Source organism: Novosphingobium sp. MD-1 (genome assembly GCF_001014975.1).
Classification (GTDB): Bacteria; Pseudomonadota; Alphaproteobacteria; order Sphingomonadales; family Sphingomonadaceae; genus Novosphingobium.
Genome location: NZ_BBXA01000034.1, coordinates 58,412 through 72,202 on the forward strand (window position 1 = coordinate 58,412; position 13,791 = coordinate 72,202).

Below are 13,791 nucleotides of genomic sequence, written 5' to 3' on the forward strand. Positions count from 1 at the left end.
CCCGGCGCCGACGGGCAGCGCGTTGCGTCACCCCTCTGCGGCCATGGAGCGCGCAACGTCAGCGGCGCTGATACCCTCCAGCGCGAGGCCGAATCCGGTGCCTTCATCGATCAGGCGGCGTAACGTCTGGGTCAGGGCGATACGCGTGTAGCGACCGGTCAGCGGCGGCAGGGCGGCGATGCCATCGGCGATCTCATGGGCGCGGGCGAGCAGGCGATCGGCGGGCACGATCTCGTTCACGACGCCATAGTCCTTCGCGGTCTTGGCATCGAGTGCCTGCCGGGTGAGCAGGAAATAGCGGCCGCGGACCGATCCTATCGCGTGGGGCCAAAGGACGTGCACGCCGTCACCGGGCACGATGCCGAATTCGAAATGCGGCTTGTCCTGAAACACGGTTTCGGGCGTGGCGAGGATGATGTCCGTCAGCAGCGCATATTCGCTATGCAGAAGCACCGGCCCATTCAACGCGGTGATCATCGGCACCTCGATATCGAGGATGTTCGACAGCACCTTGCGGCCCTCGCGCAGGATCTTGTCGTAGCCTTGAGGGGTGAAAAAGTCGAAACCCTCGGGATTGATCGCGTCCATGAAAGCGTCGCCGGAGCCGGTCAGGATCACCGCGCGATTCTCGCGATCCTCACCAATCTCATGAAATAGCTCGACGAACTGCTCGTGCGTGTGCCCGTTGAATACGAGCTTGCCGCCGTCGGTGTGTAGCGCAACTTCGAGCACGCCATTCTTCTTGCGGGTAAGGCGGGCGTTGGAGAAGGCGTCGCGATAGGTGTCGAACGTTGCCATGATGTGATCCTCGATTTTCGGGCCTCCGGAAGCGGTGGCGTGAGGTCCGGCTAGGCTGTTCGAGGTCGCCACGGACGATAGCGCGAGGCGATAAGGCTTATGCCTCGCCGGAATAGCTGCCCGTCATTGCCCCTTCCACAAAGCTCGCGAACTGGCGCGCCTTGGCGCTCGCCATTCTCCCGGCCGGAAAAACGGCCCAAAGGTCGATCGGTGGAAGCTTCCAGTCGGTGAGCACCCGCTTGACCGCGCCGCTCGCCAGTTCCGGCATGAACATCCAGTCCGAGCCTATCGTAAGGCCCATGTCGGCCAACACCGCCGCGCGCAGTCCTTCGGCTGCGCTTACCCGCAGCCGGCCGCTCACCGTGACCGATGCTACCGCTCCGTCCCGCCTGAACGACCACATGTTCGACAACTGGCTGTAGATGATCGTCTCATGCTCGGCCAGGTCGGCGGGGGTGAGCGGTTCTCCGACGCGCGCGAGGTAGCTGGGGGTCGCAAACACAGAGCGACCGCCCGTCGCCAGCTTGCGCGCGACTGCGGACGAGTCGGGCAGCGCGCCCATACGAAGCGAGATGTCGATCCCCTCGGCGACCAGATCGATGACACGATCATCAAGGATAACATCGATCTCCAGCTCCGGATGGTGTTCCAGGAAATGCGGCAGGAGCGGGATGATATGAATCCGTGCGAAGGTGGTCGCCGCCGAAACGCGCAAGCACCCTGACAATCCGGCGCCCGCACCGCGCGCGGCAAGCTCGGCTTCGTCCGCCTCCTGAAGAGCGGTCTTGGCACGCTCGTAGAAGCGCTGACCGGCCTCGGTGGGTGTCAGTCCATGGGTGGAACGGATCAGCAGGCTGACCTGAAGCCTCCCTTCGAGCTGCGCGATCGTCTTGGAAACGGCCGGCTGGCCGACGTTGAGCTGGCGCGCGGCAGCCGAGAAGGAGCCGGTCTCTACCACCCGCACAAGGGTTAACATTGCCTGATACCGGTCCATGCCATTCCTCCTTGGAATGACCGTTATCGCTCATGCCCTGCTGCCGTGTCGAGCGGGATAGAGGCATTTGTCTCGCACGCCTTCGGACGGACCGAAGCGATGGGAGTGCCAGATCATGCTGACGTGGCTGATACGCACCGGCACGGCGCCTGTCGTGCTCGACGGCCGTCTGCCCTTTCGGATCACCAGCACCCCGTTTCCGGCGCTCCTTGCGCCGGCCGTACCGATGCCGCGGGCCCGTCTGCCTCTCAAGGAACAAGACCATGTTTGACGTCTACGCTTTCGCCACCCCCAACAGCATCAAGGTGCCGATTGCCCTGGAAGAACTCGGCCTCGACTACGCCCTGCACCGCGTCAACGTTCGGCAGGGCGAGCAGAAGGCGCCCGTTTTCGTGGCGCTCAACGCGAACGCGAAAGTTCCGGTGCTGGTCGACCCCGACGCGGCGGATGGACGTTTTGTCCTGACCGAGTCCGCCGCCATCCTGGTCTATCTCGCCGAGAAGACCGGTCGCCTGCTGCCCACGTCCGGCGAGGCGCGAGCGCGCGTATTCGAGCAGCTTTTCTTCCACGCCTCAGCTCTCGGCCCGGCGTTTGGTCAATCCGGCTTCTTCCAGCGTTTCGCCGCCGAACCGCAGCCGATCGCCATCGAGCGCTTTTCGAGCGAAGCCAGCCGCACAGCCGCCGTTCTTGACGGCGTGCTGGCGACACGCCGCTTCGTCGCCGGGGACGCGTTCACGATCGCCGATATCGCCCATTTCGGCTGGCTGTGGCGCCGCGAGTTCGCCGGCGTCGGGCTCGACGACATGCCCAATATCGCCCGCTGGTACGCCGAAATCGAGGCGCGGCCCGCGGTTCAGCGCGCCATCGACCGGGTGAACGCGCTCGTCCCCTCCGCCTAAGCACCAATCGAGGAGCAATCGTCATGTCCAAATTGTTCACACCGATAGCGGCCGGTGCGCTGTCCCTCGGCCATCGTGTCGTCATGGCTCCGCTTACGCGGATGCGGTCCGGTCCGGGCGATCGGCCGAACGCGCTGATGCGGGAATATTACGCGCAGCGGGCATCGCTTGGTGGCCTCATCATCTCGGAAGCGACTCCGATTTCGCGCCAGGGTTATGGCTATGCCGGCGCGCCCGGCATCTACGATGACGCGCAGATCGCGGGCTGGCGGGCGATCACGGACGCCGTACATGATCGCGGCGGCCAGATCGTGATGCAGCTATGGCATGTCGGACGTCAGTCGCACCCCGACATTCAGCCAAACGGCGAGGCTCCCGTTGCGCCATCGGCTATCGCGGCTGACGGCTACGGTTATGCCGCACACGGGCCGGTGCCATTCACGATGCCGCGCGCTTTGGAGCGAACCGAGATCGGCGGCATCATCGCCGAGTTCGGCGCAGGCGCCGCGCGTGCCAGGGCGGCCGGATTCGACGGCGTCGAAATCCACGGTGCCAATGGCTATCTCCCCGATCAGTTCCTGCAGGATGGCACCAACATGCGGACCGACGACTATGGCGGGCCGATCGAGAACCGGGCGCGCTTTCTGCTTGAGGTCACCCGGGCCGCGATCGCCGCTTTTGGCGCGGATCGGGTCGGTGTGCGCCTGAGCCCGAGCGGCACGTATGGCTCGATGTCGGACAGCGATCCGCAAACGACCTTCGGTTATGCGGCGGCCAAACTTGACGAGCTGGGTATCGCCTATCTCCATGTTGTCGAACCGCGCATCAAGGGAACGGAGCTGATCGCGGCAACCGACCCGGTCGCAGTGCGTCATCTCCGTCCCCTCTTCCGCGGCACCATGATCGCCGCCGGCGGCTTCGACCGAGCAGGCGCCGAGGCGGTGCTCGAAGCAGGCGACGCCGATGCCGTGGCCTTCGGCAGGGCCTTTATCGCCAACCCCGATTTGCCCGATCGGCTCCGCCTCGGCCTTCCGCTCACGCCTTACGACCGCGCAACGTTCTACGGTGGCGATGCGCGCGGCTACACCGATTATCCTTTCCACGCGCACGCCGCCTGAGCGGCATTCCATTCCGGAATGAGCGATAGTCCTCTCACACGGCTGCCGGTCCGGGACGGATTGGCTCATCTTCCCCCCGCCACCCCAAATACACGGAAACCAGACATGACGCTTCAAGCCAAACTCGATGCCTTCAAGGCCGATTTCGAGGCGGGCAGACCGCCTTACAATGTTCCGCCGACGGTCATCGAAACGATGCGCCGCGCAACCGCCGAATTGATCGCAAGCGGTGCCGCCACCCGCGCGCTCAAGGCAGGCGACCAGGCGCCGTCGTTCACGCTGAACGACCCGGACGGCAATCCCGTCTCGTCCGCAGACCTCCTTGCCCAGGGACCGCTTGTGGTGAGCTTTTATCGCGGCGTGTGGTGCCCTTATTGCAATATGGAGCTTCAGGCGCTCCAGGCAGCGCTCCCCGAATTCGACAAGCTTGGCGCCAACCTCGTTGCGATCTCGCCCCAGACCGCGGTGAACAGCCGCAAGTCGGTGCGGCAGAACGAACTTGGCTTTCCGATCCTGTCTGACGCGCACAACGATGTCGCCGCCGCCTTCGGCCTCCGCTTCGAACTGCCCGGCTATCTGGTTGACCTCTACAAGAGCCTGAAGAACGACCTTCCGGCATTCAACGGTGATCCGAGCTGGACGCTACCAATGCCCGGTCGCTTCGTCATCGGTCAGGACGGCACGATCCTCTATGCCGAGGTGAACCCCGACTACACCCGCCGCCCCGAGCCTGAAGATATGCTTCCGGCGCTGCGTCGCACCGCGACCTTCTCCGCGTGAATATTGCCCCCGACCGCTGTTGCGGTCGGGGACCCTCTTGGCGAGGTTTCGGATGTCTCGAACTTTCCTCATCACCGGCGCCAGCAAGGGCATCGGTCTGGCGCTTGCGCACCGGTTGACACGCGGCGGACATCAGGTTGTCGGCCTTGCACGCAATGCTGGATCAAATTTTCCCGGAGTGCTTGTGCCCGTTGATCTCGTCGATACGCGGGCGACCGATGACGCGCTGAAGGATCTCACGGCTCGCTTTCGCTTCGACGGCGTGATCAACAATGTCGGTCTTGTCCGCCCGCAGCGGCTCGATGCGGTCGAACTGACGGTGCTGGACGAGGTCCTGCGCGCCAATCTGCACCCCGCGCTTCAAACGGTCCAGGCGCTCCTCCCTGGCATGACTGAGCGACGCTGGGGGCGGATCGTCAATATTTCGAGCCTGACCGTGCTCGGCTCGGTCGAGCGCACTGCCTATGTAGCGGCGAAGGCTGCGCTCGTCAGCTTCAGCCGGAGCTGGGCGCTGGAACTGGCCACCACCGGCATCACGGTCAACGCGGTATCTCCCGGCCCCACAGAAACCGAGCTGTTTCGCGCAAACAATCCGCCCGGCAGCGATGGCGAACGCCGTTACCTGTCCAGCGTGCCGATGGCGCGCTTCGGCCAGCCTGACGAAATCGCCGCCGCGATCGCCTTCCTCCTATCCGAGGACGCCGGCTTCATCACCGGACAGACGTTGCACGTCGATGGCGGGGCTTCGATCGGCAAGGCCGCGTTTTGAACACGATCTGAAAGGGAGATTGGCATGACCAAGCAGACTGTTCTTGTCGTGGGAGCCTCCCGCGGGCTCGGGCTCGCCTTGCCCATGAATGGCTGGGGCGTGGCTCGCAGGTGATCGCTACGGCGAGGAGCGGCACATCTTGGCAATCGTATAACGGCCTAGGCCAACCGGTCAGGAACCTTCGGCCTTGCGCATATTCGCATGAACGACGTTCAGCATGCGCGTGAGATTCACGCGTTCCGTCCTGGACAATCCTGCCAGAAGCCGCTCTTCCCGCTCACGGGCATAAGCGCGGGTTTCGTGGTAAAGTTGCCAGCCAGCCGGCGTCAGGTTGATCAGCCGCAGACGGCTTCTGTTCGGCGCCAGGGCGCCCCGGACAAGTCCCTTCATCTCCAGCGAATTGATGCTGCGGCTGATCACGCCCTTGTCGAACCCGCTGACGTCGCAGATCCGCGTGGCCGGAATATTGGGCTCAAGAGCCAGAAGCGCGATGCAACTCCACTCGTTCAGCCCCACACCGAAATTCTGCGCGAGATAACTCGAATCCGCTTGCCCAAGCCGGTTGGCGATCGATCTGAACAGGTACGGCGCGTACTCGAGCAGATCGAGGGCATCATGTTCGCCACCATTTTCCACCATGCCCGTCTCGATCAAGTCTCCCGTGCTGCCCGCATAGTGGCATCGCAAGGCGCCTAGTCCATCCCCGGCGCAATTGCGAGCGACCATCGCGTGGCATTGCCACACCCGCACACGATAATTTAGGTTGCCTGGTCAACCTAAATGAGTCAATCTGCGCAAAATCAGAATCGAGAGGCATGCATGAAGTACGTGCGAAATGCTTGGTACGTGGCTGGCTGGGCCATGGATCTGGAGGAATCCACACCGCTGGCGGTGAGCATTCTCGGCGAACCCCTTGTCCTTTATCAGAGCGGAGGCGTTCTTGCGGCGCTCGAAGACCGGTGTGTTCACCGGCTGGCTCCCCTCTCCCTTGGCCGGTGCGAGGCCTCCAACCTGAGGTGCATGTATCATGGCCTGCTGTTTGCCCCGGACGGGAAAGTCATCGAGATTCCCGGACAGGAAGTTGTCCCTCCGCAAGCACGCGTCAAAAGCTATCCGGTAGCCGAACGGCACAGCTGGATCTGGGTGTGGATGGGCGATCCCACGAAGGCCGACGAAGCCTTGATCCCGCCGGCGGTCGGCTTCGACGATCCCGATTACATCCTGGGCCGTGGCCAGCTGGACTATGCGGCGGAGGCCCGCCTCATCAACGACAACCTTCTCGATTTCAGCCACCTGACTTTTGTCCACGCTCAAAGCTTCGGGTCCGATCCCGATTTCGCGCGGGTTCTGCCGAGCATTACCCCCCTGCCCCGTGGCATCCGTTATCTGCGCTGGATCGAAAACACTTTCGGATCATCGACACGAAAGACGGACGTGCCGATGGATAACTTCATGGCCTACGACTACCTGCTGCCCGGCATTCTGCTGATGCAGACCGGCGTGTTTCCGCTCGGCACCGCCAAGGCTTGCGATTTCGGGCACCCCGACCTCAGCAGGGCGGTGGGCAGCCTCTCTTTCACCAGCCAGGCGGTCACCCCCGTGACGGAGAAGACAGCCCGTTATTTCTTCTCGTGGGGTCCGCACCGGAACTTCGGCAACGAAGAGACCCGCGATGGCATGATGCGCGTGGCCGCGCAGGCCTTCACCGAAGACAAGACGATGATCGAGGCGCAGCAGCGCGTGATCGATGGATCGCCGGACGCGCAGGTGATGCCGACCGCACACGACAAGGGGGTAACGCTGTTCAATCGCCTCATCGCCTCGATGGTGAAGCAAGAGCAGGAAGAGCAGCTCTCCAAGGAACTCGAAAGGACAGTATCATGACATTTTCTTCGCTTCAGCAAAAGATCGACCTGCTCGGCAATCCGGCCATCTTCCTGAGAGATGTGCCGGTGGGGGCCTACCAGTACCCGGTCCAGAGCCAATTCTCGAACTGGCGGGACGAGCAACGATCGTGGCGCGAAACCGTGGGCCTGCTCGACCAGTCGCTACACATGACCGATCTCTATATCGAAGGCCCCGACACCATCCGCCTGCTGGCCGAAGTCGGCGTCAATTCGTTCAAGAACTACGGCCGCAACAAGGGCAAGCAGCTGATCTGCTGCAACCACGATGGCTTCCTGATCGGTGACATGGTCCTGTTCGGGCTGGAGGACAACAAGGTCAACGTAGTCGGGCGGCCGCCGGTCGCCAACTGGATCCGGTATGTCGCGCAAAGCGGCACCTACGACGTGACTCTCGAACTCGACCAGCGGGCCGTCACCAATCCCGGACCGCGCAAGACCTTCCGGTACGAACTGCAGGGCCCCAACGCGTGGGAGCTGCTCGACAAGCTCAACGGAGGCAACCTGGAAAAGCCCAAGTTCTTCCAGATGGGTGAAATCACGATAGCAGGGCATCGGCTTCGCGCGCTTGCCCATGCTTTTGCGGGTGCGCCCGGCCTCGAGTTCTGGGGGCCGACGGAACTCGGCCCGGAAGTCAGGGCGGCGATCGTCGAGGCGGGCCGCGACTTCGGTCTCGAGCTGGTCGGTGGCCGGGCATATGGCACCTGCGCGGCCGAGGCGGGGTGGATACCTTCTCCCCTTCCGGCAATCTTCACGGGCGAGGTGATGCGCGGCTATCGCGAATGGTTGCCGGGCGATGGTTTCGAAGCCAACGGATCGATCGGCGGCAGCTTCGTTTCGGACGACATCACCGACTACTACCTGACCCCGTGGGACGTCGACTACGGCCGTCTCGTCAAGTTCGATCACGACTTCATCGGACGCGCGGCTCTCGAGAAGATGGTCGACCGGCCGCATCGCCGCAAGGTTACGCTGGAATGGAATGCCGAGGATGTCCTGGCCGTCGAGCGCAGCATCCTGACCGGTCAGGAACCCGGTAAATACATGGAAACGCCCTGCGCCCACTACGCCGCCCATCCCTATGACGCCGTGATGACCGGCGGCCGGCTCGTCGGCGTTTCGACCTACCCCACCTACCTGTCGGTGGACCACCAGTGGATATCGCTTGCCATGATCGACGAGGCGGACGCACAGGTCGGCGACGAGGTCACGGTTATCTGGGGCGAACCGGATGGCGGGTCCGCAAAGCCCGGCGTCGAACGCCATGTCCAGAAGGAAATCAAGGCCCGTATCCTGCCCTGGCCCTATCTGGAAGCCGCCCGGAAGATTCGCACTCACACCGCGTGATGCCTGCGCGGCGAAGTTTCTTTCCACCGGTAGCCCCAAGGCGTAAACGAGCGATGTGTTAGGGATAACGGCGAAAAACCCGGCCGCCCTTGAGCGTGTTGGTTTAACGAAAACATGAGCGGGAAAACCCGCCGGGATCTTCAGGAGAGAGATCGATGACAGCCTTGATTGCTGGCAATGGCGCGGAGCGCGACAAGCAATGGTCCAGCCGTAACCTGGTGGGAAACCCCGCGCTTTCCGCATGGAACACCGTGATGTCGGACTGCGTGGCGGAGATGAATATCGATTCCGCGGAACGATCGACGTTCAGCGCCAGATGGGATCGGTACGGCCTGGGACCGATCGACATCAACAATTTCCGCACCGCAGAGCAGACGATCTCGCGCACGGCCGCGATGGTGCGAAGGCATCCCGACGAGGTCTATGCGCTGTCCTATATGCAGCAGGGCTCCGCTGCGGTGCGCCATGCCGGAATCGACGTGCACGTACCGCAAGGCAGCTTCATTCTGGTGAACCACGCCTCGCCGTACAGCTTCCGGTTTCCCGAAGGCGCGGTTGCCCTGACCGCGCACATGCCCGCGTCCTGGCTGCGCCGCTGGGTTCCCCAACCCGAAACGATGCTCGTGAAGACGTTCGATGCAGACGCCTGGGGCGGCGCCCTGGCCGCGATGCTGAGCGCGATCGATCAAAAGGGCCTGCGGGATGCGGCCCTTTCGCGGTCGTGCATAGCCGATCAGCTGGGCGCGTTCCTCGCCCTGATGAACGGCAACGTGAGCGCCGGTGAAAGCCTGCACCAGGGCAAATTGTTCAAGCGTGCCCTGACCTTGATGAAGGACCGCTTCGACGAGCCCGATCTCAGCCCGCACGCGCTTGCCGCTGAACTCAACATCTCCAAGCGGTACGTCCACAAGATCTTCGCGGGGCACAACACCACGTTCGGCGCGGAACTGCTCGCCCTGAGGCTGAACCACGCCAAGGATATCCTGCAGGACGCGCGGTTCGCCGCCTATCGAATTTCGGACGTCGCCTATGCCTGCGGCTTTACCGATCCCAGCCACTTCGCGCGCAAGTTCCGCGAAAGGTTCGGCCACGCGCCATTGGCACTGCGCAACCACTCCTGAGCGGGATTACCGGGGCCATGCAGCACGATCGCGGGATCGTGCTGCGGAAAACCCGTGTCAGCCTTCGATCCCGCGAACCGAAACTCCACCATCCATGACGATTTCGCTGCCGGTCATGTAATCGGAGGCATCGGAGGCCAGAAACAACGCCAACGGCTTGAACTGCTCGGTTTCGCCCATCCGGCCCAGCGGCACGCCCTTGTCCCAGACCTCCCGCACCTCGGCATTCTTCAGCACGCCACCGCCGATGTTGGTGACGACCGATCCGGGCGCGATCGCGTTCACGCGAATCCCGAAGGGCGCCAGTTCGCGCGCAAGCTGGCGGACAAGGTGCCTGACGCCCGCCTTTGCCGGCATGTAGGGCGTCGCCACGATCGGACAGGTAATCTCCGAAGCGTTGGACGTGGTGGCGATGATCGACCCGCGGCGGCCGTGCTTCTTCATCAGCCGGACCGCATGCCTGAGCGTGAAGAACACGCCATCGAGATCGACCGCCAGCGTGGTCCGCCAGTAGTCGACTGGGTAGGTATCGATCTGCCCCTCCTGGGATCGTTGCCCGTCGAAGCCGATATACCCGTCGCCCATCGCCAGTCCGGCGTTGGCGAAGACGATGTCGAGCGCCCCGAACGCGGCTTCGTGCTCGTCGAACGCGCGCCGAAGATCGTCATCGTTGGAAACGTCTATTCTGGTGTGCCGCACGGCATATCCTAGCGCCGTCAACCGCGATGCCTCGCGCTCTGCCGAAACTTCATCGAGATCCGCGATGGTGACCGCCCCGCCGCCTTCCGCCACGGCTTCGACATAAGCGAGGCCCAGCCCCGATGCGCCGCCGGTAACGAGGGCCGACTTTCCGGCCAGTGAAAAACGGTCGAGTAGCGTCATGTGTCTCTCCTGCTTATTCGTATCACGCCTGCCCGTTCTCGCCGCGGAACGGTCAGGCAAGCGGGGTGCGCGCCGCTTCGAGAACGGCATTGGTCTTGCTGAAGCTGACCTCGGCCATGGTCCGGATATCCCAGTGCCGGCAGTATTCGTTCATCACCTCCACGCCGACCGGGCCGTCATAGCCGGCATCCCACACCGCCCGCATGAACCCGGCGATGTCGAATTCGCCGTCGCCCGGGAGCAGCCGCCGGTTGACGACCGAATCCATGAAATCGACCGGGCGCGCGAGCACGCCGTCGTTAATCTCCACGCCGATCAGGTCCGTGGGCGTGAGCTTGGCAACGATGTCGGAGAACGGTGTCGCGGTGCGCAGGATATGGAGGTTGTCCAGCATGATCCCGCCGTTCGCGGCGCCTGCTCCCCTGGTCAGCGCGAGCACCAGGTCAAGCGAGGGGAGACTGGAGAAATCGGCCGGCAGCATCTCGAACAGAACGTTCGTGCCACGATCCGCCGCCTGGGCGCACAGGACCGCGAATTCCTCGATCATCCGCTCCAGCGGAACGTCCACGTTCGCCAGGTCAGAGACCTTGATGTGCCGGGCGCCGATCGCTTCCGCGGCTTCGAGCAGCAAGGCGCGGGTCCGATCCGAGGCGGCCCGGACTTCGCCCGCGCCGTACCAGCCGTTGAGCCATTCGACCTCGATATCGACGATACCGTTGGCCTGCAGGATCGCGTTCAATTCGCCGAAGCCGATGGTTTCCTTGAGATGCGCGAGGTCCGCGTGCCAGAACCCCATCCCGGCGTAACCGGCACGGGCAGCGCATTCCACCCGCTCTCCAATGTCGTGCGCGCAAACTTCCAGCCCCAGCGGTGCGGTCCCTGCCGCCAGAGTCCAGTACGATCCAAGGATATTCACTTTGCTGCGCACGACTGCATCCCCTCAGTACCGGACGTTGAAGCCGATGCCCACGATCCGGGGCGCATCGTACGTGACGTTTATCGTGCCATCCGACAGCGTCGAGCTGTAGACCGCCGTCGCGGCGTTGGTGAGATTGTTCGCGAAGACGCGGACGGTGTATTTCTTGTCGGCAGAGTTCCACGCGATCGATGCGTTCAGCTTTCCGTACGCCTTCTGCTTGGCGATATTGTTCGCTTCGAAGAAGTAGCTGGAAGAATAGATCCCTGTCAGGTTGAAATCGACCGCCGAGCCGTTCTGCAGCGCGGCCGTATAGGTGGCGGACAGGTTACCCTGCACGCGCGGGGATTTCGGAATGCTGTTGCCGCTGGCATCGCCAGGGAACTGGGCCACGCCCCCGCTCGGTGACGTGAACGGCGCGTTGCTGAACTGCCGGAACTTGGCGTTGGTGTAGGCAACGCTGCCCGCAAGCCGGAATGCGGACGAAAGGCGCGCATCGAATTCGGCTTCGAGACCGTAGATCCGCGCCGAGGCGCCGTTGATGATGCCGGTGGCCGCCAAGCCCACCTTCTGGACCTGGATGTTCTTGTAGTCGTAGTAGAAGCCCGCGAAGTTCAGCCTGACCGTGTTGCCCATCAGGTCTGTCTTCAAACCCGCCTCGTAGGCGTTGATCGTTTCAGGCAAAAAGGCCGGGTCGGTCGAGAACTGGGTATTGAAACCGCCGCTCTTGAAGCCGGTGTTGAACGAAACGTAACCCAAGACCTCGGGCGAGAAACGGTGGTCCAGCGCTACCCGGAACGTGGGCTTCCTGAACGAGGTTTCGGCATGGGGCGTGACGCCGAGAAGGGTCGGCGGGGTGGTCTGGCCGAAGGCGATCGCTTCGGTGCGGCCGTCGATTTCTCGGCGTTCATAGGTATAGCGCGCGCCGACCGTGAGGTTGGTCTCGGGCGCGATCGCAAGCGTTCCCTGGGCATATCCCGAAATGGATTCAGTGAGCTGGTTGCCGAAGAGAAGCACCGACTGGAACGGACCGAACAGGTTGTTTGGCGTGTCGCTCGAAAACACCTGTGACGGGTCATAGATACCGCGCGCGCGGAAGTAATAGACGCCCGCGGTCCAGGTCAACGCCTTGCTTTCGCCCGACGAGAGCTGCAGCTCCTGGCTGAACTGATGCTCGAGATCGCGAAGATCGCCCTGGAAGTGGGGAACGGGGGTAAAGTCGATGTCCCAGCGCAGGCGCGTCTTCGAATCCCGGTAGGCGGTGATGCTGGTCAGCGTGAGGGTGCCCAGCTCCTGCTCGACCTTCAGGCTCGCGCCCCAGTTGCGATTGTCGAGCCGGGGCACGAAATCTCCGTTAAGGTCCCATGGCCCCCCGGTGTCCGTGTTCCGGCCGAGAAACGCCGGCAGGTTCGTTCCGGGGAAAACCTTTTGGCCGTTGAACGAATTGCGCATGTCGGTGAAGTCGCCGATCACGGTCGCGCGGGTCTTTTCGCCAAGCTCGAACACCCACTTCGACCGCACGCTGATGTTGTGATGGTTCTTGTTTACCTGGTCTCCCGTGGGCAGGTTTTTGCCCCACCCCCGGCCCTGGGCGCTGCCCGAAACCGAAATGTCGGCGGCAATGCCGTTCGCCACCCCGCCCGCCGCATAGAAATCGCCGCGCACGGTCGCGTAGTTGTCGATGCTCGCGCCCAGCTTCAATTCGGGGTCCTGCGTCGGGTCCTTGGTAATGACCTGGATCAGGCCGCCGGTCGCGTTGCGGCCGAACAGTGTGCCTTGCGGCCCCTTGAGAACCTCGATGCGGCTGATGTTGTTGAAATCGAACAGCGCCGACGTCGACGAGGCGTAGTAGATGCCATCGACGTAGATCGAAACCGGCGTTTCGATGCCCGGCCCGATCGCCGTGCTGCCCACGCCGCGCAGATAGGTGATGGCGAAGCCCACCGCGCTGGAAACGCTCAGGCTGGGAACGACTTCGCCCAGCGCCTGCACGTTTTCGATGCCGCGCTGCTCAAGCTGGGATGCCGATTGCGCCGTGACCGACAGCGGAACGTCCTGCAGCTTCTGCTCGCGCCGCTGCGCGGTGACAACAATGGCGCCATCGTCGGTGCCGGAGCTTGTTTCTGCCTCGGCCGGAGCGCGTGCGGACGTGGCCTGGGCCATCGCGGTGCTGGAGATGCCACAGACGAGCGATGTCGCAAGCGCGGCGCCAACGAGATTGTACCTCATTCTAGATCCCCTCCAATAACGAAGCTTGGCAATG

Annotated in this window: 14 protein-coding genes; 8 read left to right on the forward strand and 6 right to left on the reverse strand. The window is 63.2% G+C overall.

Features of this window, described 5'->3' with window-relative positions; genetic code table 11:
* Positions 1 to 27: 27 nt before the first annotated feature.
* Both NMD1_RS20320 and NMD1_RS20325 read right to left on the reverse strand, forming a co-directional pair.
* Positions 28 to 732 (reverse strand): enoyl-CoA hydratase/isomerase family protein, encoded by a 705-nt coding sequence (locus NMD1_RS20320; RefSeq protein WP_233497888.1) that lies wholly within the window; start codon positions 730 to 732, stop codon positions 28 to 30.
* Between the two features lie 163 nt (positions 733 to 895).
* Positions 896 to 1,792, reverse strand: coding sequence for a LysR family transcriptional regulator (locus tag NMD1_RS20325; protein ID WP_125957010.1), 897 nt, complete (start codon positions 1,790 to 1,792; stop codon positions 896 to 898).
* Positions 1,793 to 1,907: 115 nt separating this feature from the next.
* Between NMD1_RS20325 and NMD1_RS21295 the strand changes: the two genes are divergently transcribed.
* From NMD1_RS21295 to NMD1_RS20345, 5 genes are read left to right on the forward strand one after another with little or no spacing between them, the layout of a single operon-like run.
* The gene (locus NMD1_RS21295; protein WP_158454034.1) at positions 1,908 to 2,063 is read left to right on the forward strand and encodes a hypothetical protein; all 156 of its coding nucleotides are present in this window, start codon (positions 1,908 to 1,910) and stop codon (positions 2,061 to 2,063) included.
* Complete coding sequence (locus NMD1_RS20330; protein ID WP_125957013.1) at positions 2,056 to 2,691, forward strand: glutathione S-transferase family protein; 636 nt, start codon at positions 2,056 to 2,058, stop codon at positions 2,689 to 2,691. Before NMD1_RS21295 ends, NMD1_RS20330 begins: the two co-directional genes overlap by 8 nt.
* A 23-nt stretch (positions 2,692 to 2,714) precedes the next feature.
* Positions 2,715 to 3,809, forward strand: coding sequence for an alkene reductase (locus NMD1_RS20335; protein ID WP_125957016.1), 1,095 nt, complete (start codon positions 2,715 to 2,717; stop codon positions 3,807 to 3,809).
* An 18-nt stretch (positions 3,810 to 3,827) separates the two neighbouring features.
* Complete coding sequence (locus tag NMD1_RS20340) at positions 3,828 to 4,589, forward strand: peroxiredoxin-like family protein (protein WP_233497889.1); 762 nt, start codon at positions 3,828 to 3,830, stop codon at positions 4,587 to 4,589.
* Positions 4,590 to 4,641: 52 nt separating this feature from the next.
* On the forward strand, positions 4,642 to 5,358 hold the full coding sequence (locus NMD1_RS20345; RefSeq protein ID WP_125957018.1) for an SDR family oxidoreductase: 717 nt from the start codon (positions 4,642 to 4,644) through the stop codon (positions 5,356 to 5,358).
* A 171-nt stretch (positions 5,359 to 5,529) separates the two neighbouring features.
* Here NMD1_RS20345 and NMD1_RS20350 read toward each other — a convergent pair whose 3' ends face one another.
* Positions 5,530 to 6,012, reverse strand: a complete 483-nt coding sequence (locus NMD1_RS20350) for a MarR family winged helix-turn-helix transcriptional regulator (RefSeq protein WP_125957020.1) — start codon at positions 6,010 to 6,012, stop codon at positions 5,530 to 5,532.
* A 126-nt stretch (positions 6,013 to 6,138) separates the two neighbouring features.
* Between NMD1_RS20350 and NMD1_RS20355 the strand changes: the two genes are divergently transcribed.
* The 3 genes from NMD1_RS20355 (at position 6,139) to NMD1_RS20365 (ending at position 9,730) form a co-directional block, all read left to right on the forward strand.
* A complete protein-coding gene (locus NMD1_RS20355) occupies positions 6,139 to 7,242 on the forward strand; it encodes an aromatic ring-hydroxylating dioxygenase subunit alpha (RefSeq protein WP_233497890.1) in 1,104 nt (367 codons plus the stop codon).
* Positions 7,239 to 8,609: an aminomethyltransferase family protein gene (locus tag NMD1_RS20360; RefSeq protein ID WP_125957022.1), complete on the forward strand. Its 1,371-nt coding sequence runs from the start codon at positions 7,239 to 7,241 to the stop codon at positions 8,607 to 8,609. The genes NMD1_RS20355 and NMD1_RS20360 overlap by 4 nt, the downstream gene beginning before the upstream one ends.
* A 155-nt stretch (positions 8,610 to 8,764) precedes the next feature.
* Positions 8,765 to 9,730, forward strand: a complete 966-nt coding sequence (locus tag NMD1_RS20365; protein WP_125957024.1) for a helix-turn-helix domain-containing protein — start codon at positions 8,765 to 8,767, stop codon at positions 9,728 to 9,730.
* 57 nt (positions 9,731 to 9,787) lie between these two features.
* On the opposite strand, the gene NMD1_RS20370 is transcribed toward NMD1_RS20365, so the two are convergent.
* The 3 genes from NMD1_RS20370 to NMD1_RS20380 are packed head-to-tail and all read right to left on the reverse strand — an operon-like array spanning position 9,788 to position 13,757.
* Positions 9,788 to 10,612 (reverse strand): SDR family NAD(P)-dependent oxidoreductase, encoded by an 825-nt coding sequence (locus tag NMD1_RS20370; RefSeq protein WP_125957027.1) that lies wholly within the window; start codon positions 10,610 to 10,612, stop codon positions 9,788 to 9,790.
* A 52-nt stretch (positions 10,613 to 10,664) separates the two neighbouring features.
* A complete protein-coding gene (locus NMD1_RS20375; RefSeq protein WP_125957030.1) occupies positions 10,665 to 11,540 on the reverse strand; it encodes a sugar phosphate isomerase/epimerase in 876 nt (291 codons plus the stop codon).
* 12 nt (positions 11,541 to 11,552) lie between these two features.
* Positions 11,553 to 13,757 carry a TonB-dependent receptor gene (locus NMD1_RS20380; protein ID WP_125957032.1) on the reverse strand — a complete coding sequence of 735 codons (2,205 nt, stop codon included), beginning with the start codon at positions 13,755 to 13,757 and terminating at the stop codon, positions 11,553 to 11,555.
* Positions 13,758 to 13,791: the final 34 nt, after the last annotated feature.

What these genes read in the sequence shown, in the direction of transcription:
- NMD1_RS20325 (WP_125957010.1), bottom strand. Translation starts at nt 1,792, where the DNA reads ATGGACCGGTATCAGGCAATGTTAACCCTTGTGCGGGTGGTAGAGACC.
- NMD1_RS21295 (WP_158454034.1), top strand. Translation starts at nt 1,908, where the DNA reads ATGCTGACGTGGCTGATACGCACCGGCACGGCGCCTGTCGTGCTCGAC.
- NMD1_RS20330 (WP_125957013.1), top strand. Translation starts at nt 2,056, where the DNA reads ATGTTTGACGTCTACGCTTTCGCCACCCCCAACAGCATCAAGGTGCCG.
- NMD1_RS20335 (WP_125957016.1), top strand. Translation starts at nt 2,715, where the DNA reads ATGTCCAAATTGTTCACACCGATAGCGGCCGGTGCGCTGTCCCTCGGC.
- NMD1_RS20340 (WP_233497889.1), top strand. Translation starts at nt 3,828, where the DNA reads ATGAGCGATAGTCCTCTCACACGGCTGCCGGTCCGGGACGGATTGGCT.
- NMD1_RS20345 (WP_125957018.1), top strand. Translation starts at nt 4,642, where the DNA reads ATGTCTCGAACTTTCCTCATCACCGGCGCCAGCAAGGGCATCGGTCTG.
- NMD1_RS20355 (WP_233497890.1), top strand. Translation starts at nt 6,139, where the DNA reads ATGAGTCAATCTGCGCAAAATCAGAATCGAGAGGCATGCATGAAGTAC.
- NMD1_RS20360 (WP_125957022.1), top strand. Translation starts at nt 7,239, where the DNA reads ATGACATTTTCTTCGCTTCAGCAAAAGATCGACCTGCTCGGCAATCCG.
- NMD1_RS20365 (WP_125957024.1), top strand. Translation starts at nt 8,765, where the DNA reads ATGACAGCCTTGATTGCTGGCAATGGCGCGGAGCGCGACAAGCAATGG.
- NMD1_RS20370 (WP_125957027.1), bottom strand. Translation starts at nt 10,612, where the DNA reads ATGACGCTACTCGACCGTTTTTCACTGGCCGGAAAGTCGGCCCTCGTT.
- NMD1_RS20380 (WP_125957032.1), bottom strand. Translation starts at nt 13,757, where the DNA reads ATGAGGTACAATCTCGTTGGCGCCGCGCTTGCGACATCGCTCGTCTGT.